Raw genomic sequence first — 23800 nt, forward strand, 5'->3', positions numbered from 1 at the left:
TGGGTCTGCTGTATAGTGCTCGGCTCAAAAAGTACACGATTTAAAAACAGTGGAGCCTGTTATGATAAAACAACTACTAGGTGTGGCTTTGGTGTTGTCTTCATTTACGTCTGCGGCAGTAACCGATATTGGGCTTGGTACCCTAAAAGGTGTAAAAGTCTACGACTTTGCGAATGACAAAACAATCCGCCTGTACTTCGGCAGCGATGTACAGTACGAGCTTGCAGGTTGCAACAAAACAGCAACCATCACCTACAGTAAACACAGTGCCGATAAGATGGATCATTTTTTAAGCTTGGCCTTATCTGCATATATGTCAGGTAAGAAAGTGCGTCTGACCTCGGCCTCAGATGATTGTGAAGTGAGCTTGATCTCACTACAGGAAACACGGTTTTAGTCATTTGGCTATTATAGTTAGTTAGACTGGGTCGAAAATACCTAAAGAGGCTAAGTTGTCATTTGACCGTGATAGATTCGCTGTCTGGTGGCCTGTGTTGCATAAACAACTGGAGTTATAAAAATGAAAAAAAGTACATTCTTTGCCAGTCTCTTGGCCTTATTGCCTTTGGGTGCTCAGGCAACTGTTACAAGTGGTGGGTATTATAAAATTGATAAGCTTTACACTTGGGCTGATTATACCGACAACGTTTTTTTAATTAAACTAGAATCGCAAAGTGGCGCTGGGTTAGAAAATTGCCCATCCGGTTATTGGCTGGATAAAGCGTCCACTACCAATAGCAATGTCTATAGTGTGGCTCTATCGGCTTACCATGCAGGGACTAAAGTGCTTATTTACGGTGACGACGGCGCTGACTGGACAGGGTTGTCTTCTAAAGAGTGTAAAATAATGCTATTGATTGCCGAATAGATATAATGCGCTGCTCTGTGACTACATAACAGGGCACTGTTGTTATTTCACGTTCCTTTCACGCCCAAGACAGCATGCTGGATCCATGACTAATGATTCAAGGATCCTGGTATGGCTCTGTCACTCGAGGTCAGCGACCTAACCCACACCATACAATTACATAATGGTACTCAGTTACCACTGATCAATGCATTGTCGCTGCGTGTTGAAGCCGGCGAGCACATTGCCATCGTCGGCGCTTCGGGGTGTGGTAAGTCGACTTTACTGTCATTGCTGGCCGGGCTGACGCCTTATCAGTCCGGGCAGGTGTGTTATCGACGCGATGACCAGACACTGCCTCCCGCCGGGATACTGGCTCAAAGTGGCTTTGTGTTTCAGCAATTTCACCTGTTACCTGAGTTAAATGCGCTGGAGAATGTGGCGCTGCCTTTGCAGCTCAGAGGCGAGCGGGATGCCGAGCACAAAGCGACTGACTGGCTAACACAAATGGGACTGGCCGAGCGGCTCACTGACAGCATCAGCCAGTTAAGCGGCGGTGAGCAGCAAAGGGTGGCGATTGCCCGTGCTTTGTGTGTGAGCCCGCAAATACTGTTTGCAGATGAACCGACGGGCAATCTGGATGAGACCACCGCCGAGCATGTGATGAGTCTGATGCTCAGAGGCGCCCGACAAAGCGGCGCAGCTATGCTGCTGGTGACGCACGATATGGCACTGGCGCGGCGTATGGACAAGGCTTATCGTCTGAGCCAGGGGAGGCTGATGTTATGTCATTAGCACGCACCTCGCGCTGTGGTTCTGAGTACCCTCACACGCTAACACCTTACAACGCGTTGATTGTTTTTACCGGCGTACTGTGGCGCCAGGTGCTGCAAGGCAAATACTGGCTGACGCTGTGCGCGCTGTGCCTGTTGTTCTTTTACTTGCTGTTCAGCAGCCTGCTGGGCCAGGGGATTGAGCGGTTCCTGGCGCACAATCTGCAAGCCACGTTAGGCGCAGATACACAAGTTACAGTAAGACGGGACTGGCAGCAATCTGAACTCGAGTGGATCCGCACGCATAGCCGGGCTTACAGCTTGCAATCTCAGTATCACGTTACTGTGAGCCACCGGAGTCGGCATCAGCAGGTGCTGCTTAAAGCCGTTGATAATGACTATCCGTTACAGGGAGATATTCATATCAATCTCAGTAAAGGGCTTAATACAAAGCGTGTGCAAACAGGGCCGCAGCCTGGGGAGATCTGGCTGGAGCCCAGGCTAGCCGCGGCACTGGCGGCAGAGCTGGGCGGCACCATTACACTTGGCGAAACACAACTGCGCGTCGCCGCCTTGTTGTTGCTAGAGCCGGATCGGGTACTTGAAGGACTTGGCAGTGATATGCGCGCCATGGTGTCTGAGTCCAGCCTGGGCGCAGCCAAGTTGACGCCGCAGCTGAACAGAGCGCTGATGCTGCATAACGCATTGTCCAAAAGCAGCATAACCCAGTTTCAGTCGGCTTCGCCCACGGCCCAGGTGATCAGTAAATCCCTGAATAACTATCCTCTGGCCAAAGTCTGGGCACGGGTGCAAAACTTTCTTGGGCTGCTGAGTATGATCATCGTTTTACTCAGCGTGTTGATCTTGTGGTTGTGCAGTCAGGTACAAACTCAGCCCCTGAAAAAAAGCGTGTCGGTGATGCTGGCCTGTGGCATGCCACGCAAATGGTTGCCCTTGCTGGCAATTCACGGCGGTGTGATGATCCTGCTACTGAGCTTACTGCCGGCACTGGTGCTGGCGTTACTGGCAGGCCTCGGGGTCAGCCATCTGGCGCAGGGTTATATTGAAGGTTTTGCCCTGCAATGGCAGTGGCAAGACTTGCTGGCCGCCTGCAGTTTGGCCGTCACTGTCTACTTTTTTATTGCTCTGCCCGCATGGCTGTCATTGCTACAAGGGGATATTCGTTTGCTACTGGCGCAACGCACAGAGCAAGGGCGGTGGCATTGGCTGGCAATGCTTAGCCCGGCAGCCCTGCTGGCAGCCCTGGTACTCTATTACACCGACAACTGGTTACTCAGTGGCATGTTATTGGGCGGGCTGGGTATCTGCGTATTGCTGGTGCTTGTTATTACCTGGCTGGTGCTTCGCTTTGGGGCGTATCTGATGCCAAAGTCCTGGACCCTGGCGCGCTTTGGTGTGTTGCTGCTGCGCAAACGCATGGCGGTGAAACTGGTGCAGATGACGGCGTTGGGCCTGAGCGTCACCTTACTCTTACTGTGTATCAGTATGGGGCGGGATGTGACCAATATGCTGGAGCTTTACCTTTATCATAATCAGGGCAATGTGTTTGTCAGCAGGGCCGATGATGAACAAAAAGAAGCGCTTGCGTCTTTTGTGGCACGCCACCAGGGCAGCATCAAAGAGATGAAGCCATTTCAGCTGGCACAGGTCACGCACATTAATGGCACCGCACTGCAAGAGCGGGACGTGCAGCCCAGTGATACCCAGCGTCGTTTGATGCAGCCTGTTAATCTGCATTGGCGTGCTCAAGCACCGGACAATGTCCGGATCTCAGAAGGCACCTGGCCTGTCAGTTCATCCCGGGTTGGCGTTTCTGTTGATCACGAAGTATTTGTTGAAATGGCACTGGCGCTGGGTGATACCGTGCGGTTTTTTGTTGGCAATGAAGCTGTTGAGGCTAGGATCACAGCGGTTCATCAGTTTAAACCCGGTGGCAGCTCAGTCACCTTTTGGTTTGTGCTACAGCAAAACCGCGCGCCCAGTTTGCTGGAGCCAATCTACCATATGGGCAGTATTGCGCTTGATGAGCAAGGCGTTGAGGCCATTGGTGAGTTGTGGCGTGCACACCCTCAGCTACGTCTGGTCACGGTAGATGCCCTGCTGAAGAAGGTCCGCACGCAAGTTAAGGCATTGATTGGACTGGTGATCAGTTACGGCGTATTTATCGCGCTGCTCAGTAATTTGCTGATGGTGGCTGCTGTTCAGACCCACATGAAAAAAGATCAGGCTCGTAATGGCCTGCTACTGAGCTTTGGCCTGTTACCTGCACAGGGCTTGAAGATCCTCACCATTGAATGGCTGATAGTGACAATGATCCCGTCTTTTTGCGCATTTGGGGCAATTTATAGCTTTATCGACGCATTTTATCAGCAGAATCTGGCCATGTCTTACCCGGGTAGCGTGCTGTTGATGTTCGTTCATGCGCTGGCCATCGCGCTGGTGGTGGCAATCAGTGGCATTTTACTCAGCCGCAAACAGCTGTGCCAAAGTAGCATGGGGTTATTAAAAGAAGGTGTGTAAAGCACACTAACCAGGGGTTATGGCCTTGAAAAGGCCATAACCCCACAGTTAGCCACACTTGCTGACAGTTCGCCACAGGAACCAACAAACTCAATTAAGCATACTACAGAATCGAGCAACGCATTCATCTAGCCTTAAGTCTCCTAATCGGGACCTGCTCAGGTTGTCTGGGCCGGAACATTATCAAATGGAAAAGGACGAAGGTATGTTTGACTTACAGGGTAAGAAAAAATCAGGATGGATGGCACTGAGCCTGATCAGTGCAGCTGTGTTGCTCGCTGGGTGTGGTAACAGCAGTGACGATCATGCGCTTGCAACGCATCGGGGTGTGTGGGTGCAGCAGGGCACAGGTAACCTGTGGCAGTTCGATACCGATCATTTACGCCGTTTTCAGTACAACAGCCATGGCTGTGTGCAGGTTGAAGCGCATCCGTACAAAGAGCTGGATGCGCTCGACCAGTTCCTCGAAAGTGATAAAAATACATTGACGTTAACTACTCACGCAACCAATGACTGGGTATTTACAAAGCAAGCCGAAATGCGCGAGCAGTGTCTGCCCAAAAACCGCCTGAGCGGTGACGATCCGGAGGCAAACTTCGAGTACCTTTGGCATATGTTTAACGATAATTATGCATTTTTTGCGCTCAGAGACATTGACTGGCAGGCAGCTTATGCCACATACCGGCCGCAGATCAATGCGGATACTTCACCAGAGCAGCTTGCCAGCGTTTTTGAAGCCATGCTTGAAGACTTTGATGATGCGCATGTATCACTGACGGATAGCAAGCTTTTTGAAGCGTCGGGTGAAGGCAGCACGGCGCTGTATGAGGATTTAGCCTGGCTGATGCAGTTGCGCTACGCAGATGAGTGGGAAGCGCATATTGACGCGGCTTACGATGAGCAGCTAAGTGAATTTGCGCGACTGACCGACTTGTATCTGACGGATAAAAAGCTGAAGCGATACCCGGACAGTAACGCCCTTGGCTGGGGCAAAGTGGCTGGCAACCTGGGCTATATTCGAATTGACCGTGAGTCTGCCATGCTGGCGAAGGAAGAGACGGAGGCTGATGATTTCTTGGCGGTTATTTCGCAAGCAAAGCAAGATATTGAAGATACCCGAACGTTAATGCGAGAAGTGATGAAAGACCTTGCTGACAGCGACGGCATCATCATTGATTTACGGGTAAACGACGGCGGATTTGACGGCGTTTCACTGGAGATTGCCCGATTTTTTAACGATCAGGCACAAACCGTGGCCTATAAGCAGATCGACAATAGCGATTACCAGCAGGAGAAACAGGCGCTAACACTGAAAGCCGCGCCAGATCAGGCGTACACCAAACCCGTTTATGTGCTCACTGGCGAGCTGGCTTACAGCGCAGGTGAAGTCCTGACCCAGGCACTTAAATCCTTGCCTCATGTGACCCTGATTGGTGGCGCGACCAATGGTGCGGTGTCAGATGCTTTGGACTTTACGTTGCCTAATGGCTGGACAGGGTCGCTAAGCCATCAAAGCTATTCCGATCTTAACAATGTGGCGCTTGAAGCCGCAGGCGTTTCGCCAGATATCGACCTGCCTGTCTATGCCAGAAAAGAACTCGAGTGGGCATCCGATAATGTGCTTGATTATGCCATTGCGGCACTTGGTGGTGTGCCCGACAGAGGCCACAGCTTCGACTCGGTAGACCAGGGTTTCACTGAGGACCTGACCGATATGGCTATTCCCGGCGTTGCTGTGGCAGTAATTAAAGACGGCCAGATCGTTTTTGAAAAAGGCTACGGCATTGCAAATTTGGAGACCGAGCAGCCCATGACAGTGCACGCGCCAATGAATGTTGGCTCAACCAGCAAAGCGGTCATGGGAGTCGCCATCATGCAGTTGATTGAACAAGGCCGGCTGAGTCTGGATACGCCACTGTCTGAAATGAACTTGCCATTTGACCTTGTCCCGCCAAATAATGAGCGCGATATTCTGCTGCTGCATTTAGTGACACACACCTCAGGAATCGCAGACACAGCGCAATACAATTGCAGCTACTATATTCACGGTACCAACCTGTCTTTATATGCTCAGGGCGGTCGTGAGAGTTGTGAAGAGACCACGCTGACAGACTCTACCGAGTTCTATCAGGCTTACTTATTACCAGATGGCCAGTACTACAGTGAAGACGTATTTATAGGGGAAGGCAGCTTACCAGCGGGCAGTGTGCATAACTACAGCAATGTGGGCGCGGGCCTGGCAGGGTATGCGGTAGAGAAGCAATTGGGTATCAGCCTGGTGGATCACATGCAGCAGCACTTGTTTGCGCCGCTGGGAATGAACAACACCCATTGGGATCACACTCAATTACAAGAAGATAACCCAAAAACGCCTCAGTATACGATAGATGCTGAAGGGGTTGCGCAGTATGTGCCTGAGTTCAGCTACCCGACTTTTTTTGACGGCGATCTGAATTCATCAGCGCACGATCTGGCGCGGTTGTTAATTGCCATCAGTCAGGGTGGCACACTGGATAATGTCAGCGTGCTGAGCGAGCAAAGTGTCGCCACTATGCTATCGGTGCAAACAGACGTCCCCACATACTGGATGGACACCCAGGGGCTGTTTTGGTTCTGGCAGGGCCCGTTTGTGGGCCATGATGGGGGCGACCCGGGTACTCATACTATAATGAGTTACAACCCTTACACTAAAACTGGGGTTGTGGCACTTGCGAATGCTGAAGACGGCCATTTAAGCGATGGTTCAAACATACAGCGTTTGCAATCTCACCTGGCGAAATTTTACCGTGCAGGTGTGGCACATCGGCAATAACGAGTCGGAATAACTCGGTAACAGGAGGGCTCTGGCCCTCCTTAGTATTAAAGCAGGGTAAAGCCTTGTGGCGCTTGTGGCGCTTCAAACTGATACAGGTTGACGTATATCGTGACCGGTTTTTTCTGACCCCGGTAGCGAAGTTCATACTTATCCAGCATACCACCGCCAAAAGGCATCGTTTTATCCTCAAACGGGCAACAACTACCCAGTCGTTTTACCTTGACGGGCTCGCCATTGGGGCCGGTCAGGCTTTGAAAATACTCGATATGGCTACCCTCATATTTAGAGCCACGTAAAAAGCCACCAAGCTTGACCGGTTTATGTGGTACATAGCCATATTCCGGATCGCTTGCGGTAAACTCACCCTGTCCCGTTATCCCCGGTTCTGGTGAGGTGGTTTGACAGCCGCTTAGCAGCGCGAAAAACAAAAGCAGGAGTGCGTACTTCATGAAAGATCCCCAGTGGTTATTTTATAAACGTTATTATTGATTGTACTACCGAATGCCTCAAAGCTGAGTGTACCAATCTGCTGGGCACCCAGCCTGACATAAAAATGATTGGCTGCGTTTTCTGTCCAGGTGTAGAGCCACATGGGCGTACCATATTGGCAGGCCACCTGGCTTAGCAATGCTCGCCCAACGCCCATCCCCTGAAAGGACTTACGCACATAGAGTTTGTCAACTTCATAGCCATTGTCTGGTGTTTGATACTGGGCGCTGAGATTGATCAGTACAAAACCTTGTAACACGACAGATTGCTCACTGACAAGTAATCGGTAGGCCGGGTGTTCAAGTAAGGATTGAAAATAAGCTGTGGTAAAGGTGCTATTGGCGTACTCGGTATATTCAGGCTTAATCCCGTCTGTGGCGTAAGTATCCAGCCAAACATCCGCAGCCAGCTCGGCCAACTTAGCGCAATCCTGTGTGGTTGCAGGGCGGATTTTATGGGTGTGTCGGTGATTCTTATTCATGACAGCTAGTCCTTTAGTTTGCGCCTTGGGTAATAACAAAATGCTCAGCACAATCAGGAGAAGTTTGGGGATACCGGATCAAATGCTGCAAATCGATATATGACTTATTGTATGTATTTGTACCGAAATTTAAAGTAGTTTGTAGTGGCAGTAATGAAAAGGAAATTAACTGATGGGAAATAGAACAGCGCAACTTGGAGTATGGCTTGCCATGCTGATCTGGTTAGTCAGCAGTTGTGGCGGGACCCAACAAGCAGCGCCGGGTGAACTTAAGCGGCCTGAAAGCGAGCGCCACAGGCAGTTAGATTTCTTATTGGCTGATTTAGTATCGGACTTTATTCCCGGCGTGAGCGTTTACATCAACACACCAAGCGGCCGCTATGCTGCAAGCGCCGGCTATGCCGACCTCCATACTCGGGCTCCCATGACCAGCCAGACCCGCATTCCCAATGGTAGCGCTGGCAAAAAGCTGATTGGCTTGCTGGTGGCTATACTGGATGATAAACAGTTACTGAGTCTCGATGAGTCGATATTGCCCTGGGTGCCCGAAGATATGGCAGGACGCATTCAGCATCTTGAAGTTATGACATTGCGTCAGCTGCTTAATCACAGTGCAGGCGTGATTGAATACAATGATGTGGGCGAACTAGACTTTATACGTGCGCAACTGGCTCAGCAGGCGAATCGCAAAGGGAATAAGTTTGCACTGCGGTTTGTTCTGGATCAGCCGCCTTATTTTGAACCGGGCGAGGGCTTTGCCTATTCAAATTCTGGCTATGTACTGGCAGGTATAGTGATCGAAAACAAGTTAAAACAGCCTCTTGGTCAACTATTACACGAGCATGTGCTTGAGCCGCTGGGTTTGACCGAGACCTTTGTAAAAGGGTATGACGTTGCGGCGGATGATGTGGCATCTGGTTATTTCTTTAACATGGAGGAGCCTGATTTTGTGCTGCCATACCGTGAGCGTTACAACACAAAACAGCTGATTGTGAATACGGCACTGGCCGATGCGCCTGTTTCATCCAGTGCTCGGGATATGGCCAAGCTACTCAAAGCCATCATTGTTAAAGAAAAGCCTGTTAATGAGCGCATCCATCGCAATATGGTTGGCGATGCGTATTTACAAACAGCCCGCTGGTTGCCGCGCTTTTTGGACGGAACGCTGTTTTATGGGTTGGGCGTGATGGTTGAGAAGCATGAAGGCGGCGTTTTATATCATCATGGCGGCAATGAATTTGGTTACATCACGCAAAGTGTCTACCTGGCCAATCAGGATGTGGCGATCGGCCTGATCGCCAACTGTGGGGCTCAGGATGAGTGCGATGAACCCGTTATTGCGCTGACCGAGGCGCTGATCTCCCTGTTTTCTGCTGATAGTAGCGACTAAGCGGGTTGCCCTGAGTTTCAAGCAGGTGTGCAATGGCCTGACGGGTGTCGTTATTTTTGTTCTGGCTCAGTTTAAATGTGCCAGTCATTAACGTTATCTCGATGCTGAAAAAGAACAGCTGTGAAAACAGCTTTGCAATCTGGTTTTCACTGAGCATGGACATCTCCCAGGGATTGGCCGGGGATTCAAATTGCTTTAGCTGGCGCTGCATGGCCGCGTACTTATCGTCCGGGTGTGTGATCTCCCTAAGTTGCCCATTGATATGTACGGTGGCGTAATCCCAGGTTGGCAACATGATCCCGGCAACCTGAGTCGGGGATAGATAGGCATCTGGTCCCCTAAACAGAACCCGCAGCTGGGCGCTTTTCAGTTGTGTTAACGGGTTTGCCAGATTCGCATGGCCAAGCAACTGGGTTTTATCCTGGTTCAGGCTCAAAGGCATATGCACTAGCTGACAGTCCGGCTCTGAGGTGATCACTGTAGCGAGTGGATAGTCCTCAATCAGTTGCCACAGATGCTCGCTATTTTGCTCTGCAAAGGCGCTGCGTGGATAGCTCATAACCAGCCCTCCAGTTGGCTTTTTACCTGCGGCCACATGTCATCTGTGATGGCAAACTGGGCCGTGTTACGAAATGCATTCGGCGCAACACGCTGATCTTTTAGTATCACTCCTTCGAACTGTGCACCCAGCCGGGTGATAGCTGCACGCGACGCCTGATTGTGTTCGTGTGTGCGCAACTGCACACGCACCAGGCCCAGGGTTTCAAACGCATGTTTTAGCAGCAGATATTTGGCATGAGTATTAATGTGGCTGCGCTGCCACTGTTGGCCAATAAATGTATGGCCTATTTCCGCGCTCAGGTTGGATTTGTGCAGTCTGAACAAGCGAGTGCTGCCTGCCACCGTATTGCTTTGCTGGTCGATAATGACCAGAGGTAACTGAACATCGGGGTCAAACTGTGCGCTTTGTTCAAACCAGTGGACGAGTTTCTCATCCGTTTGACAGTAATTATCCAGCACCCAGGTCCACAGCTCGGTTTGCTCGCCAAAGCTGCGCAAGCGTGGCAGATGTTCTCGTGTCAGTGGTGCGAGGCGCACCTTGTCTGTTTGCAGTGTCAATTGTGTCAGCATAAGTCTGTACTCCCATAACTGTGTTCTGAGTGTGATCAGCTTAGTGTTTTCTGGTAGGTTATAAACAACCAGAACTCTATTTTTGATTAGACCAGTTAGTGTGGCAGAACTGGCAGGGAGAGAAACTATGTTAACGGGTACGCCTTTGACTCAGAATACCCCTAAGTATATTCAACTGGCAGAGCAAGTCTGTGATGCAATTAAGCAGGGACATTTACAGCCCGACGATCCGCTGCCATCGGCCAGAAAGCTTGCCCAGTTATATGGCATTAATCGTCACACGGTGATGACCGCGCTACAAAACTTAGTGGCTCAGGGCTGGCTGTGCTCTGCACAAAGGCGCGGATACCGGGTTAATCGGGCTTTGCCAGTCGAGTCCAGTCAGTTGGTAGCGCAGCCCAACACACAGGCTCTCAATATTAAACCTGACTTTGCATTATCGCTGCCAGATACCCACACCAGCAGTACAGAAAAAGAAACCTGTGAGTATAGTTTTGCCGGTGGCCTGGCTGATTTGTCTGACTTTCCTTACGATGAGTTTCGGCGCCATCTTAGCCAGGCTTGTCGGGCTGTGAATGTGCCGCATTTACATTATGGTAATTGCAGTGGTGAGCCTGCGCTGAAGCAACAACTCCAGCATTATCTGCGCCGTGCGCGTGCTCTGGAGTGCGATGATCTTCTGGTGTGTAACGGCTCTCAGGAAGCGCTGTTTTTGATTGCCAAAGCTTTTATTAAGCATGGCGAAGGCGTTGCGGTTGAATCTCTGGGTTACCCACCGGCGCATCGTGCATTTGAAGCATGCGGCGCAACCCTGCACGGCATCGCGCAAGATCAGGAAGGGCTGAGTGTCGATAGCCTGCGTGCGTGCTTCGAGCGCAATAAGATCAAATTGCTGTATTTAACGCCATTACACCAGTATCCGACTATGGTGACCTTATCTGTTGCACGCCGCATGGCGATTTATCAGCTGTGTGCCGAGCATGGTGTGTTTATTATTGAAGACGATTATGACCACGAGTTTCATTATCGCTGTCCGCCCCTACAGCCAATGGCTGCAAACGACCCGCACGGTATAGTGATCTATGTCTCTACGTTTTCAAAAATCATGTTTGCCGGCGCCAGAATGGGTTATCTGGTTGCCAGAGCGGATGTGCTCAATCAATTGGTTTTGCTAAAGCAGTTAATGAACCATAAAAACGATATTTTGCTGCAAATGGCGCTGGCGAGCTGGATGGCCTCTGGTGAGTTTGAGCGTCACTTAAGGCGAATGACCAAGCGCTACCAGGCGCGCTGTGATGCGATGGCACTGGAGCTTAAACGTTATCAGGCGCAGGGCTATGCGTTGACTTTCACAGTGCCTGACGGGGGCATGGCATTTTGGGTGAATGTGCACAGGGACGTTTCTCAGTTGTCGGCCCGTGCGGCAGAGCAGGGCGTGTATGTGCAGACCGAAGCTGAATTCTGGCAATTTCCACAACAAAACTATACCCATATTCGCCTTGGATTTGCCGGACAAAGTGAGGAGAAAATGCGCTCAGGATTGGCGCGTATCATCGCGCTACTTTAGAGAACCACCCATTAGTTTTGTTGTGTTGTAACATAATTTAAAGCTGAGGCTGTGCTGTTCTGCTCCTATGTCATGGATAATATATTCTTAATAAACATGGAGGTGAGTAAAAAAAATTCCTATGCCAGCACCTGTGTATCCGCGCCTCCTGGATGCGAAAAAATATAACCAATATGTAACTTTTTTGTTTTTATTGTGCATTTATAACTTTTGAATGTTGACTTTTGTGTAAGTGTTTCGCTAGCTTTATTAACGAATGTTTCATCTAATGTTTCATTTAACTATCAAGTGATTCACAATAAAGAAAAGGATAATAACTATGAAGACAACAATTAAAGCGTTTGCTCTGGTTGCCGGCACTCTGTTTGCGGGCTCTGCTTTCTCTGCACAAGTGGTATGTGATGTTTACCCCAAATCAAATGGGCATAGCTGGGGCAATGGTACACCTAACTGCGCTGGCTTTGACTTCTCATTTGGCAGTTCCACAAACGGTCGTTTTTACCTTAAAGATGTTACAAAGGAAATTAAGGAAGTACGCTGGGAAGGTAAAGCAAATTGTTCAGGTGGTACCAGCTGCAACACCACTATCCGCGCTTACACAAGTAACACAGCAACAGCCCTTATTCTATACAAAGATGGTACCTGGGAGCGTCCTAAAGCTGCCAGCGCTTTTTACGAAACAGGACACTAGCAGTTGAGTGTGAGGTCCAAGTGCAACGGGCTTCACACCCAAGCCCACTCAGATGAATTTTTATAAACCCAACAACTAGGTACTAGAAAAGGAAATGTTATGAAAACAACAATGAAAGCGTTGGCGTTGGTAGCGGGAACATTTTTTGCGGGTTCAGCCATGTCTGCACAGCTGGTGTGCGACGTTTACCCTAAAAGTGGTGGGCACAGTTGGGGTAATGGTACACCCAACTGCTCTGCCATTGATTTCTCATTTGGCAACTCGACTGGTGGACGCTTTTACCTCAAAGATGTCACTAAGCCTATCGAGGAAGTGAGTTGGAGCGGCGATGCCCGATGCTCTGGTGGCACCACCTGCAACGTTACAATCCGCTCATACAGTAACACATCTGCTTCGGCATTAATCCTCTACAAGGATGGTACATGGGAGCGTACTAAAACGGCAACAGCGTACTACGAAACAGGCCATTAATCGCTTGTTTTGAGGCCCGGGTTCACTGGGCCTTACTCTCATTTGAATGCCGCTTTTCCAGTACCGCTTTACCCTCTTCCCAGCTTACGATAAATACCTTATCAAACTCATCTTCGTGAATACTCACAGCGTGTCCGCTCAATAACTTTACCAGCTCTGGCGTAGTATTACTGTGACCCGCAACCACAATGGTCCCCGAGTAGGCTTTGAGTTGCGTCGCAAAATCAGCCAATGCCCGTGGGTCATACAATTGCACTGGCACTGAGACTTTAGCGCTTAAAGGCGCCAGAGTCTGTCTTGTCCGGTTGTAATTTGTCGAAAATAAAAGGTCAGGGTTCAAAGGGGCCAGTAAGGTGGCAAGCCGCTGTGCGCGCTGCTGACCCTGAGGCGTCAGTTCAGGATCCTTGCCAGTCATCTTTTCTGCGTGGCGTATTAACACAACCTGCTCTGGCAGCGCATGAGCAATGGCCGAAGTGAGTGTCAACAGCATCAGGAGTAGGATTTTCATTGTATTTATTATCCTTAAAACTAAAGCCGATAGTGTGTCCAATTTTGTTCCTGATAGCAAGTTGAGTCAGTGGCAGGTCGTGCCGTCCACTTTCTGCAATGTGTCCGGTTTTACTTTAAAAAGCGGACACTTTTTCCGTCCGCGGACACTTCCCTCCTAACTTAAAACTAAATTACATCAATAAAAACAATAAGATAAAAATTGGCACGACTCTGGTATTCATTCTACACAACAGACAACGGGACACGTCGACAAACAGAGGCTTGTGGCTTTACAACCAAACATTGCCCGATGTGATGGACCCGGCAAAATGATGAGAATAAGACGAGGGAGTACCCATGATTAAAGACACCAGTCAACAGGATTTAGTGGTGAAGTCCGCGAAAGTAAGCTGGAAAAAGGCCGTCGGCGTGGTGGCCTTGATTGGCGCTTTAGGCGTCACGGCTCGTGCTATTTCAATGGCAGATAGCACAGGTCGTTCATTTGAGCGCAGCGCCTTGCAGGTTGCGACGGTTTCGCGGGGTGATTTTGTACGCGATATCCAGGCCAGTGGCCGGATAGTGGCAGCTAATGCACCTCAGGTGTACAGCCCACAAGCTGGCTTTGTCGACTTATTGGTTAAAGCGGGTGATACCGTTTCCCAAGGCCAGGTGATTGCCCGGGTAAATAGCCCGACGCTGACCAATGAACTTAAGCAGCAGCAGGCCGAGCTGGCAAGGCTGCGCGATAGCCTGGCGCGGGAGCAACTGGAAGTCAGACGCGAGACGCTGACCCTAAACCGCAGCCTGGAGTTGGCCAAAGTGACGCTGGATGCCGCCGAGCGGGAAAATCGTCGGGCACAGTTGTCCATCAAGCAAAATCTGATCAGCCAGATCGACCTGGAAGAAGCCGTGGATGACCTGGCTCGTGCCAAACTGAACTATCAGCATGCGCAGCAGGAAGTCGCTCTGGGCAAAGATACGCTGGCGTTCGAACTGGCAGCGGCGAGCAATTTGGTTGAGCGACAGCAACTGGTCGTCGATGAGCTCCAGCGTCAGGTTAACGCCTTGGATATCAGTGCGCCGGTAAGCGGCCTGGTCGGAAACCTCTTTGTTCAAACCAAGGCGGCTGTTACAGATCAGCAAGCGCTGATGACGTTGGTTGATTTATCTGCCTACGAAGCGCAACTGCAAGTGCCTGAAAGTTATGCCAATGAGCTGGGCCTTGGTATGAGTGTGGTGCTGAAGGTCGGTGCCAGCGAAGTCTATGGTAAGCTCTCGGCGATATCTCCGGAGGTCAGCAATCGGGAAGTAACGACCAGGGTGCGCTTTGACCACAGCGACATGGGTGGGATCAGGCAGAATCAGCGATTGTCAGCGCGGATATTATTAGACAGCAAAGAGGATGTGATTAAAGTCCGCCGGGGCGCATTTATGAACGCCGGAGGCAACGTGGTTTACCGAGTCGAGGGTGAGGTGGCAACGCGGCTGAATGTGCGCACCGGCGCATCCAGTGTGAACGAAGTGGAAATATTGGATGGTTTGTCGCCTGGCGATCAAATCATAGTGTCTAATTATGAACAATTTGAACATGCACCCTTAGTGCAACTGAGATAAGAAGGATAACGAAAATGCTAGATATGAAAGCTATCAGTAAAGTCTATCAAACAGATATAGTACAGACGCACGCGCTGCGGGATTTTAACCTCCATGTGGCCGAGGGGGAGTTTGTGGCCGTGACGGGTCCTTCCGGCTCAGGTAAAACCACCTTTTTGAATATCGCGGGTATGCTGGAGCCCTTTAGTGGCGGACAATATTGCCTGGATGGCGTTGATATTGGCAAGCTTAACGACAACGCCAGAGCTGACTTGAGAAACCAGAAAATTGGCTTTATTTTCCAGGGCTTCAACCTTATACCTGACCTGAACTTGTATGAAAACGTGGAAGTACCATTGCGCTATCGGGGGATCAAATCTGCCGAGCGTAAACGCCGGGTCGAAGAATGTCTGGAACTGGTGGGTCTGGCGGGCCGCGCCAAACATTTACCTCAGCAATTGTCAGGCGGGCAGCAACAACGTGTTGCAATAGCCCGAGCGCTGGCGGGACGACCTCGTTTTTTGCTGGCGGATGAACCCACAGGTAACCTAGATAGCCTGATGGCACGTCAGGTGATGGAATTGTTGGAGCAAATCAACCGCGAAGGAGCAACCATAGTGATGGTGACGCACGACCCTGAGCTGGCAAGGCGCGCACCGCGCAATATTCAGATTGTTGATGGCCGGGTGACTGACTTTACCTTGTATCAGGGTCGCTCTATGGATACCGCGATGGTGGCAGGAGGCTAATATGTTTGCACATTATATTGACCTGGCATGGCGCAGTTTGCGCCAGACACCTTTGGTGACTTTTCTAATGATCCTGGCCATTGCTATTGGCATTGGGGTGACCATGACAACTTTGTCTGTGTATCACATGATGTCGACCGATCCTATCCCCGATAAAAGTGATCGGTTGTTTGCGGTACAACTGCAACCTATGGATGACGGTGAAACCTGGGCAACAGGAGATGATGTACCCTATCAGCTGACCTATCAGGATGCCATTAATCTGCAGGCGTTGCCGGGCGACTTTTTGCGTGCTCCGATGATCCGGGCTGGGTTTTCCGTGCACCTGAATACACCACAAAGTAAGCCTGTGATAGAGGATGCACGGGTGACCGCGCGGGACTTCTTTAGCATGTTTGACCTGACCTTTATTCATGGCAGCGCCTGGACTGAAACGCAGGCGCGCAGTGCCGCGCCTGTGGTGGTATTAGATGAAGAAATGGCGCAACAATTGTTTGGTAAAACTAACGTGGTGGGTGAGTCGGTGTTTCTGGGTGAGCGCCGCCATGAAATTGTGGGGGTGACGCAAAAGTGGCGACCCAACATCAAATTCTACGACCTGAATAACGGTGCCTTTGGTAAGGCTGAGCGACTATTCGTGCCGTTTAGTCATGTCAAAGCCTATGACGTGGACACCTGGGGCAATACTAACGCCTGGAAATTTGAAGAAACCCGTGACTTTAACGACAAAATGAATTCAGAAATGGTCTGGATCCAATTCTGGGTGCAGCTGGATACACCAGCGCAACGCCAGATCTATGGCGATATGCTGATGGCCTACATGCAACAGCAGCAAAAGCTGGGTCGCTTTAACCGTGAAGAGTTAGCGTACGGACTACAAGACGTCAACGCCTGGATGAACTACAACAAGGTGATCAGCGAAGACAACAAAATTCTGGTCGGTCTGAGCTTTATGTTTCTGGCCGTGTGTGTGGCCAATATCTTAGGCCTGTTGCTGGCCAAGTTTATGCGCCGCGCAGCTGACGTTGGCGTAAGACGGGCGCTTGGCGCCAGCAAGCGCCAGGTCTTTTATCAGCACCTGGTGGAAGTGGGTATGCTGGGTTTACTGGGTGGCGCAGTCGGTATCGTGTTTGCGCAGCTGGGCTTGCTGGGCGTGCGACACAGTTATGACTACTACAATAACCTCGCCAGTATGGACTGGGTGATGTTACTGAGTGCCCCGGTGATTGCGATATCTGCCTGTATTTTGGCAGGACTGTATCCGGCCTGGCTGGTTTGCAGAACCACTCCGGCAACTCACCTGAAAGTACAATAATAAGGAGCCTCACTATGTTTGAAATTAAACCAACAATTAACGCTTTAATGCGCTTCAAACTCGGTGCGGTCCTGCTCATTCTGCAGCTGGCCATTACCCTGGCCATTGTCAGCAATGCGGTGTCGATTATTCAGGACAGATTAACCTATCTGAACAAAGATACTGGTTACCAGGAAGCTGCGATTTTTAAATTTAATTCGCTAAATTTTGATAAAAACCTTGATTTACTTCAACAAGTTGAGCTGGATGAGCAGCAACTACGCAATGTAGACGGGGTGATAGCAGCTGCTGCGGTTAGCTCAGTGCCACTGACGGGCAGTGGTAGCTCGGATGGGGTACAGCTGAAGCCGATGCCGCAAGAAAGTAAGCGGGTTAACCTGGGCTATGTGACCGGTGATGAACACATGCTACGGGCTTTGGGCGCTACTTTAGCAGAAGGGCGCGACTTTACCGAGGATGATGTGGTTGTCAGTGATGGCGATGGTCGATTGCCGTCGGTGATCATTGTCAGCCGCGGTGTGACTGATGCGCTGTTTGGTCCATCAAAAGGACTGGGTGAGACCGTCTATTGGGGCACCAACCCGCTGACCATAGTGGGCATTGTGGACACTATGGCAAACCAGTGGCCAAAAAGCAGCTTTGGCGAAAACACTGCGCTTATTCCGGTTATTCGTGCCGGTAATTTCCAGAAGTTTATCGTTCGCACTGCACCAGGGGAGCGGGCACAGGTAATGCGCCAGATTGAAGAACTTATGCTTGCCAGCCATCGTGAGCGGGTCATTAGCGATATCACAGGCTTGGATCGGAAAAAAGCCCGATATGATGCCAGAGACGTCCTGATGATGCGCATGCTAATGACGTTGATTGTGGTACTGGTCATTGTCACGGCACTGGGTATTTTTGGTTTGTCGACCTTTAATATCAGTAAGCGAACCAAACAGATTGGCACACGACGGGCCTTGGGTGCCCGAAAGTCTGCCATAGTGCGTTACTTTGTGGTTGAAAACGCGCTGATCTGCGCCATGGGTCTGATGCTGGGTGCAGCAGCGGCAGTGCTGCTAGGGCAACAACTGATGCAGTGGTATTCAGTGCCGGCACTGGGTTACTCCTTCATCGCCGTTACTGCCGGGTTACTGTTGCTGATGAGTCTGCTGTCTGTGCTGATGCCGGCGCTGCGCGCAGCCAATATCTCTCCCAGCATTGCGACGCGCAGTGTCTGAGTGAGCTATATCAAATCCAATTAAGTAATGAGTGCATCGTGGCAATTTGCTTGCCACGGTGCACATTACTTACAGCAAGTGGTTAAACGGACTTGATTAGTTGCTGATAATAAAAGGGATTGTGTTACACTCGACACACAGAGCCAAAGCGATGGATATAGCTGGCTCACAGATATAACACGAGCATAATAATAATGATGAATAAGATCCTCGTCGTCGATGATAACCAGGCGGTACTGGATGCGCTGTCACTGCTGCTGGAGCTTCATGACTATCAAGTCGAAACGGCTTTAACGCCTTTTGAGGCGCTGCAAATCGTGCGCTATCAGCGCATTGCTTTGGTGATCCAGGATATGAATTTCACAGCAGACACCACCTCAGGGGAAGAGGGCAAAGCCTTATTCCGGGAGCTACGCGCCATCAACCCGCATTTACCCGTGATCCTGATCACCGCCTGGACTGAGCTGGAAATGGCCATTGAACTGGTTAAAGCCGGTGCTGCGGATTATCTTGCCAAACCCTGGGACGACCAAAAGCTGCTTACCTCGGTCGCCAATCTTATCGCTTTAGGCGAAGCAAAAACGCAAAATGAACAGTATGAGCGAGTCGCACAACAGCGTGAAACACTCAACGAAGGGGCAGATCTGCGCGGGCTTATCTATCGCAGCGCGGCAATGCAGCGTGTGGTCGATATGGCGGTGCAGGTTGCCAGGTCCGATGTGTCGGTGCTGATCACCGGCGATAACGGCAGCGGCAAAGAAAAAGTCGCCGAGATCATTCAGGCTAACTCCACACTTAAAGCCGCACCTTTTATTAAGGTTAATGCCGGTGCGTTGCCACAAGAGCTGATAGAGGCCGAGCTGTTTGGTGCAGAGGCCGGCGCTTATACCGGTGCCAATAGGCAACGGATCGGGCGTTTTGAAGCCGCCGATGGTGGCACTTTGTTTCTCGATGAGATTGGCAATTTACCTTTATCCGGTCAAATGAAGTTGCTCAGGGTATTACAGACGGGCGAATTTGAGCGGCTTGGCTCTGTTGAAACCCGCCGGGTTAATGTTCGTGTGATCTCGGCCACCAATGCCGACTTACTGAGCGATATTCAAAGCGGGCGGTTTCGTCAGGACTTGTATTACCGCCTTAACGTTATTGAACTGAACTTGCCGCCGCTCAAATCACGCAGCGATGATATTTTGCCACTGATTGCGCACTTTTTACCTGGCCGGGAGCTTAGTCTGAGCGCCGAGCAAAGGCTACTGAGCTATGACTGGCCGGGCAATGTCAGGGAGCTGGAAAACGCCTGCAAACGCGCCGCCGTGCTGAATCCGCAGGGACTGCTGGAAGCGCAGGACTTTGGCTTGCACCAGGGCGCGCAGCGCAGTGAGCAGCCAGCGCAGAGCAAACAGGAGCCAGGTAAAGCTGAGCTGGAGGGCGCGATGCGAGAATTTCACGGGGTCATTGCTAAAGTGGCACGCCATTTTGGCATGAGTCGCCAGGCCTTGTATCGCCGCCTGCAAAAACACGACATTGATTACTAATATGAAGCTGCCCGGACTCTCAGTGACACAAAAACTTCTGCTCGCGATGGCACTGACCCTGGCGATTGTCAGTGTCCCGCTGCTGTTTTTATTTGACTGGCAAATCTGGCTGAGTGCCTTGTCATTGGCCATGTTAGTAGGGGTTGTCATACTCAAACTGTTGACTCGCAACCTGTTTGCCGGTTTACAGGCATTGGAAAGTGGCCTGCTCAACTTTAAAGACAGCGATTTTTCGACACTGCTGGCCTATCAAAGTGACGATGAACTGGGCAGATTATGCCAGTTATACAATCAGGCCGCAGCTCAGCTCAGAGATGAAAAACAGTGGATTTATCAGCGCGAGCTGATGCTGGATAAGGTGCTGCACAGTGCACCGCAGGCACTGTTACTCACTGATGCACAGGGCATTGTGGTGTTTTCAAATCACAGCGCCAAGGCGCTGCTTAATTGTGAGCATAACCTCGAAGGCATGAAGCTAGATAAACTGGCGCAACAAGCCAGTCCGGCGTTGCATAGCGCGCTGTCGGAGGCGGTGGATGGTTTGTTTGAACTGCATCCCGAGGGGGCAGATAAACAGACCTGGCACTTGTCTAACGGTGAACTGCTGCTCAACAATCAGTTTCATCGGCTCTATATCTTCAAGCAGCTAACTCGCGAGTTGAATCGCCAGGAGGTGGCGGTGTGGAAAAAGGTCATTCGTATTATCAGCCACGAATTAAACAACTCGTTGGGACCTATTTCCTCCATGCTCCACAGCGGCAAAATCCTGGCAAATAAATTGGAGGAGGCACGGCTTGAGCGGGTGTTTTCGACCATAGATGAGCGGATAAGTCATCTCACCGAGTTTGTTCAGGGTTATGGCAAGTTTGCCAAGCTGCCTGCCCCTAAGCTAAACCCTGTCTGTTTGTCTCAGCTGCTCGCGCGTCTGCAATCTCATTGGCAGTTTCATTGCACGCAAACCGGGGCCCCGCCACAGAGCCGTCAGCTGCTGGCAGATGCGACCCAACTCGAGCAATTGTTGATCAACTTGCTCAAAAACGCCCATGAATCGGGGAGTGATCCGGATGCCGTGGCTATTGAGGTGGACTTTGCCGACCAGCATGCGTTGCTACGAGTTGTGGATGCCGGTCAGGGAATGAGTGAGCATATTATGGCGAATGCCTTGATCCCCTTTTACTCTACTAAATCCACCGGCACGGGCTTAGGCCTGGCACTGTGCCGTGAAATCGTTGAAGCGCACCATGGCCAGATCCACTTAAAAAATCGTCCACAGGGTGGGCTATGTGTTGAGGTTCGCTTGCCGCTCAGCGCTGTCTGATGGCGCTTTTGGGCGCTCTGGACAGCCTTGCACGTTTTCCAGCCAGGATACGGTATTTGCAGCAATGACTATGGTGCCAGACACCACCAGGCTGGCGGCACTGACTATCCCGGCGCCTGCCAGCACCAATGCGCAAGCATCACCCCGGCACTGACTAATTGCCTGCATTTGTGCACTGGTCAATGTTTTTTTGCGCATCATCATTTTGCACTTAGCGTCGTAATACTGGACTTCCTGGGGGGCAAACATACAGTTACTTAGGAACATTAAGCTGATGAGTGACAGGCCCGCAACGGGTTTAAAACGTGTCATGCTGGCCTCATTAGTAAAAAACAACCTTGTGGTACGGCGCCGATTATTCAAGCTGGCTTGAACTCAATACAAAAATGCCCATACTCAAGTGAATAAAGTATCAAAAAACGCTTCGACGGATTATGACCCAACCGCTTAAACAGGTAAAGCAACTCAGAATTAAACTCCTGCTATTGCTGGTCATTGTGTTTATGGCACTGGCGGCATTAGTGCCGTTTGTCATTTCTAGTTTAAATGAGCGTAATGCACTGAATGCGCACATTGAGTCAATCAAAAAAATAACCAGTGAAATCATCTATTACGATGAAGTGCTAACGATGTCATCGCGCATGTACACCTTTACTGGCGACGAAAAGTGGTCGCAGCGTTACCTGAGAATTGCCAACACACTGGATCAGACCCTGCTGGAAGCGGAAGCTTTGGACCCGGTGATTGCTGATGCCATCGCGCAAACTGCGCAGGTAAACACCAGACTTATCGAAATTGAGACAAAAGCCTTTGCACTGAGCCGCGCGGGTATGACCGAGCGGGCCCAGCAGATTTTACTCGATGAGGTCTACTTTGCGCTGAAGTCGCAGTATCAGGCCACTGTGTTTGACGCACTGGATAAAACCAGAGCGCAGAGTGAAACCAAGCTTATCCAGCAAAATGAGTTTAAAACCCAGATTTTGCTTATGTCTTTAATTGTGCTGGCGCTGTTATTTTTGGCCTTTATTGCTTACTTGTATCGTCATAATAAACAGGCCGATGCCACTGTTGAGGACCTTGTAAACTCCCTGAATGGCTCCATTGCGCAGCTGAAAACCACGTCGGCAGAGCTGGAGCAAGCCAGTAAAGCCAAGTCGCAACTGCTGGCCAATATGTCCCATGAGCTGAGAACCCCAATCAATGGTTTGTATGGTGCACTTCAGTTACTGCGTAGAGAAACACACTCAGCTGAAAGTGCTTCTTTGCTGGACACTGCGACTATGTGCAGCGAAATGCTAGCGACGCTGGTTAATGACATACTGGACTTTACCCTGATGGAGGCCGGCAAGTTGAAACTAGAAGTCGCGGAGTTTGATTTAAGTAAAGTGGCCCGGACCTTAGAGCATATATTTAGCCATGAATGTGGGCAGAAAAAACTGCGTTTTGATTATACCTTTAAGGTACAGCAATCCGTGCGGCTGGGGGATGAGCTACGACTTAAGCAGGTGCTGATTAACCTACTGAGTAATGCCGTTAAATTCACTCAGCGGGGCCGCATTTCGTTGTCTATTACCGAAGCGCCAGATTCTGGATGGATTAATATTGTGATCGGTGATACCGGCATTGGTATGACGCCTGAGGTGCTGAACAAGCTGTTTGTGCAATTTGAGCAGGGGGATGCCTCGCCCACCCGGGTTAAGGGCGGTGCCGGACTGGGCCTGGCAATCGTCAAGTCTCTGGTTGATGCTATGGAGGGGACCGTTCACATTTCCAGCGAGCCGGGGAAAGGGACGCTGGCGACCTTAGCGATACCGCTGCCCCTGCCAGAGAAGTCGGTACAACATGACTCAGAACAAGCCAACTTTGATGGTCAAAAGGCCAGTTCAGATGCGGCCTTACAGGGCTTATCGATTTTGATTGTTGAAGATAATGCTGTGAACCAGATCATTCTGCAGAAAATGTTGGTTAGTCAGGGGGCAAAAACAGCTGTGGCTAGCAATGGCGAAGATGCTATCGAGAAAATGCACGGCGAGATCCAGCTGGTATTGATGGATATTCAGATGCCCGTGATGGGCGGAGTTGAGGCATTTCAGGTGATCAGAGCAAAGTGGCCCGTTGTGCCTGTGATAGCGGTGACCGCCAACGTGTTTGAGAGCGACGTGTCACATTATGTGGACTTAGGGTTTGACGCTGTGGTAGCCAAACCCATTTCCCAGTCTGAACTGACCGAGTCTATTCTTGCCAATTGTGTGTCAGTGAGTGAATGAGCCGCAAGCGAACAAACGGCTCTGCAGAGTGCAGTCTAGTTCGCAGAAAATCACAATAATGACTCTACGGGGTAGTGATTGGCTAGCAATCAACATCCAGGATTCAATTACATATTTC

The 23800-nt window shown here is 50.5% G+C and carries 22 protein-coding genes; 16 read left to right on the plus strand and 6 right to left on the minus strand.

All coding sequences use genetic code 11. The annotated features are described in order from the left end of the window. The first annotated feature begins 61 nt into the window (after positions 1-61). From C3B51_RS19430 to C3B51_RS19450, 5 genes are all read left to right on the plus strand, one after another. Positions 62-397 (plus strand): hypothetical protein, encoded by a 336-nt coding sequence (locus tag C3B51_RS19430; RefSeq protein WP_130246110.1) that lies wholly within the window; start codon positions 62-64, stop codon positions 395-397. A 123-nt stretch (positions 398-520) separates the two neighbouring features. After that, positions 521-868, plus strand: a complete 348-nt coding sequence (locus C3B51_RS19435) for a hypothetical protein (RefSeq protein ID WP_125717924.1) — start codon at positions 521-523, stop codon at positions 866-868. Positions 869-979: 111 nt separating this feature from the next. Then, entirely contained in the window at positions 980-1642 is a 663-nt protein-coding gene (locus C3B51_RS19440) for an ABC transporter ATP-binding protein (protein WP_130246111.1), read from the plus strand. Further along, positions 1633-4161, plus strand: a complete 2529-nt coding sequence (locus tag C3B51_RS19445; protein WP_130246112.1) for an ABC transporter permease — start codon at positions 1633-1635, stop codon at positions 4159-4161. The genes C3B51_RS19440 and C3B51_RS19445 overlap by 10 nt, the downstream gene beginning before the upstream one ends. A 205-nt stretch (positions 4162-4366) precedes the next feature. Further along, positions 4367-6973 carry a serine hydrolase gene (locus C3B51_RS19450; protein WP_165389205.1) on the plus strand — a complete coding sequence of 869 codons (2607 nt, stop codon included), beginning with the start codon at positions 4367-4369 and terminating at the stop codon, positions 6971-6973. A gap of 47 nt (positions 6974-7020) precedes the next feature. Here C3B51_RS19450 and C3B51_RS19455 read toward each other — a convergent pair whose 3' ends face one another. Both C3B51_RS19455 and C3B51_RS19460 read right to left on the minus strand, forming a co-directional pair. Then, positions 7021-7425: a hypothetical protein gene (locus C3B51_RS19455; RefSeq protein WP_130246114.1), complete on the minus strand. Its 405-nt coding sequence runs from the start codon at positions 7423-7425 to the stop codon at positions 7021-7023. Then, on the minus strand, positions 7422-7946 hold the full coding sequence (locus tag C3B51_RS19460; RefSeq protein ID WP_130246115.1) for a GNAT family N-acetyltransferase: 525 nt from the start codon (positions 7944-7946) through the stop codon (positions 7422-7424). Before C3B51_RS19460 ends, C3B51_RS19455 begins: the two co-directional genes overlap by 4 nt. A gap of 172 nt (positions 7947-8118) precedes the next feature. Here C3B51_RS19460 and C3B51_RS19465 point away from each other — a divergent pair, with 172 nt between their 5' ends. Next, complete coding sequence (locus C3B51_RS19465) at positions 8119-9336, plus strand: serine hydrolase domain-containing protein (protein ID WP_130246116.1); 1218 nt, start codon at positions 8119-8121, stop codon at positions 9334-9336. Here the strand turns inward: C3B51_RS19465 and C3B51_RS19470 are convergent. Next, the gene (locus C3B51_RS19470; protein WP_130246117.1) at positions 9281-9895 is read right to left on the minus strand and encodes an FMN-binding negative transcriptional regulator; all 615 of its coding nucleotides are present in this window, start codon (positions 9893-9895) and stop codon (positions 9281-9283) included. The two genes, C3B51_RS19465 and C3B51_RS19470, sit on opposite strands and share 56 nt — an antisense overlap. Continuing rightward, entirely contained in the window at positions 9892-10467 is a 576-nt protein-coding gene (locus C3B51_RS19475) for a GNAT family N-acetyltransferase (protein ID WP_125717908.1), read from the minus strand. Before C3B51_RS19475 ends, C3B51_RS19470 begins: the two co-directional genes overlap by 4 nt. 127 nt (positions 10468-10594) lie before the next feature. Here C3B51_RS19475 and C3B51_RS19480 point away from each other — a divergent pair, with 127 nt between their 5' ends. The 3 genes from C3B51_RS19480 to C3B51_RS19490 all read left to right on the plus strand — a co-directional run bounded on the left by C3B51_RS19480 (position 10595) and on the right by C3B51_RS19490 (position 13196). Next, a complete protein-coding gene (locus tag C3B51_RS19480) occupies positions 10595-12034 on the plus strand; it encodes a PLP-dependent aminotransferase family protein (protein WP_130246118.1) in 1440 nt (479 codons plus the stop codon). A 319-nt stretch (positions 12035-12353) separates the two neighbouring features. Next, positions 12354-12725: a hypothetical protein gene (locus tag C3B51_RS19485; protein ID WP_125717904.1), complete on the plus strand. Its 372-nt coding sequence runs from the start codon at positions 12354-12356 to the stop codon at positions 12723-12725. 99 nt (positions 12726-12824) lie between these two features. Continuing rightward, on the plus strand, positions 12825-13196 hold the full coding sequence (locus C3B51_RS19490) for a hypothetical protein (protein ID WP_125717902.1): 372 nt from the start codon (positions 12825-12827) through the stop codon (positions 13194-13196). Positions 13197-13218: 22 nt separating this feature from the next. Here C3B51_RS19490 and C3B51_RS19495 read toward each other — a convergent pair whose 3' ends face one another. After that, positions 13219-13704, minus strand: a complete 486-nt coding sequence (locus tag C3B51_RS19495) for a SixA phosphatase family protein (RefSeq protein WP_130246119.1) — start codon at positions 13702-13704, stop codon at positions 13219-13221. Between the two features lie 338 nt (positions 13705-14042). On the opposite strand from C3B51_RS19495, the gene C3B51_RS19500 reads away from it, so the two are divergent. The 6 genes from C3B51_RS19500 to C3B51_RS19525 all read left to right on the plus strand — a co-directional run bounded on the left by C3B51_RS19500 (position 14043) and on the right by C3B51_RS19525 (position 21415). Next, positions 14043-15299 carry an efflux RND transporter periplasmic adaptor subunit gene (locus C3B51_RS19500; protein ID WP_130246120.1) on the plus strand — a complete coding sequence of 419 codons (1257 nt, stop codon included), beginning with the start codon at positions 14043-14045 and terminating at the stop codon, positions 15297-15299. Positions 15300-15313: 14 nt separating this feature from the next. Next, positions 15314-16027, plus strand: coding sequence for an ABC transporter ATP-binding protein (locus C3B51_RS19505; RefSeq protein ID WP_130246121.1), 714 nt, complete (start codon positions 15314-15316; stop codon positions 16025-16027). A gap of 1 nt (position 16028) precedes the next feature. Next, positions 16029-17342, plus strand: a complete 1314-nt coding sequence (locus tag C3B51_RS19510; protein ID WP_125717894.1) for an ABC transporter permease — start codon at positions 16029-16031, stop codon at positions 17340-17342. A 14-nt stretch (positions 17343-17356) separates the two neighbouring features. Further along, positions 17357-18562, plus strand: a complete 1206-nt coding sequence (locus C3B51_RS19515; RefSeq protein ID WP_130246122.1) for an ABC transporter permease — start codon at positions 17357-17359, stop codon at positions 18560-18562. A 197-nt stretch (positions 18563-18759) separates the two neighbouring features. Then, entirely contained in the window at positions 18760-20097 is a 1338-nt protein-coding gene (locus C3B51_RS19520; protein WP_130246138.1) for a sigma-54-dependent transcriptional regulator, read from the plus strand. 1 nt (position 20098) lies between these two features. Next, complete coding sequence (locus C3B51_RS19525; RefSeq protein WP_130246123.1) at positions 20099-21415, plus strand: sensor histidine kinase; 1317 nt, start codon at positions 20099-20101, stop codon at positions 21413-21415. Here the strand turns inward: C3B51_RS19525 and C3B51_RS19530 are convergent. Continuing rightward, the gene (locus C3B51_RS19530) at positions 21377-21727 is read right to left on the minus strand and encodes a hypothetical protein (RefSeq protein ID WP_130246124.1); all 351 of its coding nucleotides are present in this window, start codon (positions 21725-21727) and stop codon (positions 21377-21379) included. The two genes, C3B51_RS19525 and C3B51_RS19530, sit on opposite strands and share 39 nt — an antisense overlap. A 122-nt stretch (positions 21728-21849) precedes the next feature. Here C3B51_RS19530 and C3B51_RS19535 point away from each other — a divergent pair, with 122 nt between their 5' ends. Continuing rightward, positions 21850-23682 (plus strand): ATP-binding protein, encoded by a 1833-nt coding sequence (locus C3B51_RS19535; protein ID WP_130246125.1) that lies wholly within the window; start codon positions 21850-21852, stop codon positions 23680-23682. Positions 23683-23800: the final 118 nt, after the last annotated feature.

It is taken from the genome of Pseudoalteromonas rubra (genome assembly GCF_004212645.1).
GTDB lineage: Bacteria > Pseudomonadota > Gammaproteobacteria > Enterobacterales > Alteromonadaceae > Pseudoalteromonas > Pseudoalteromonas rubra_G.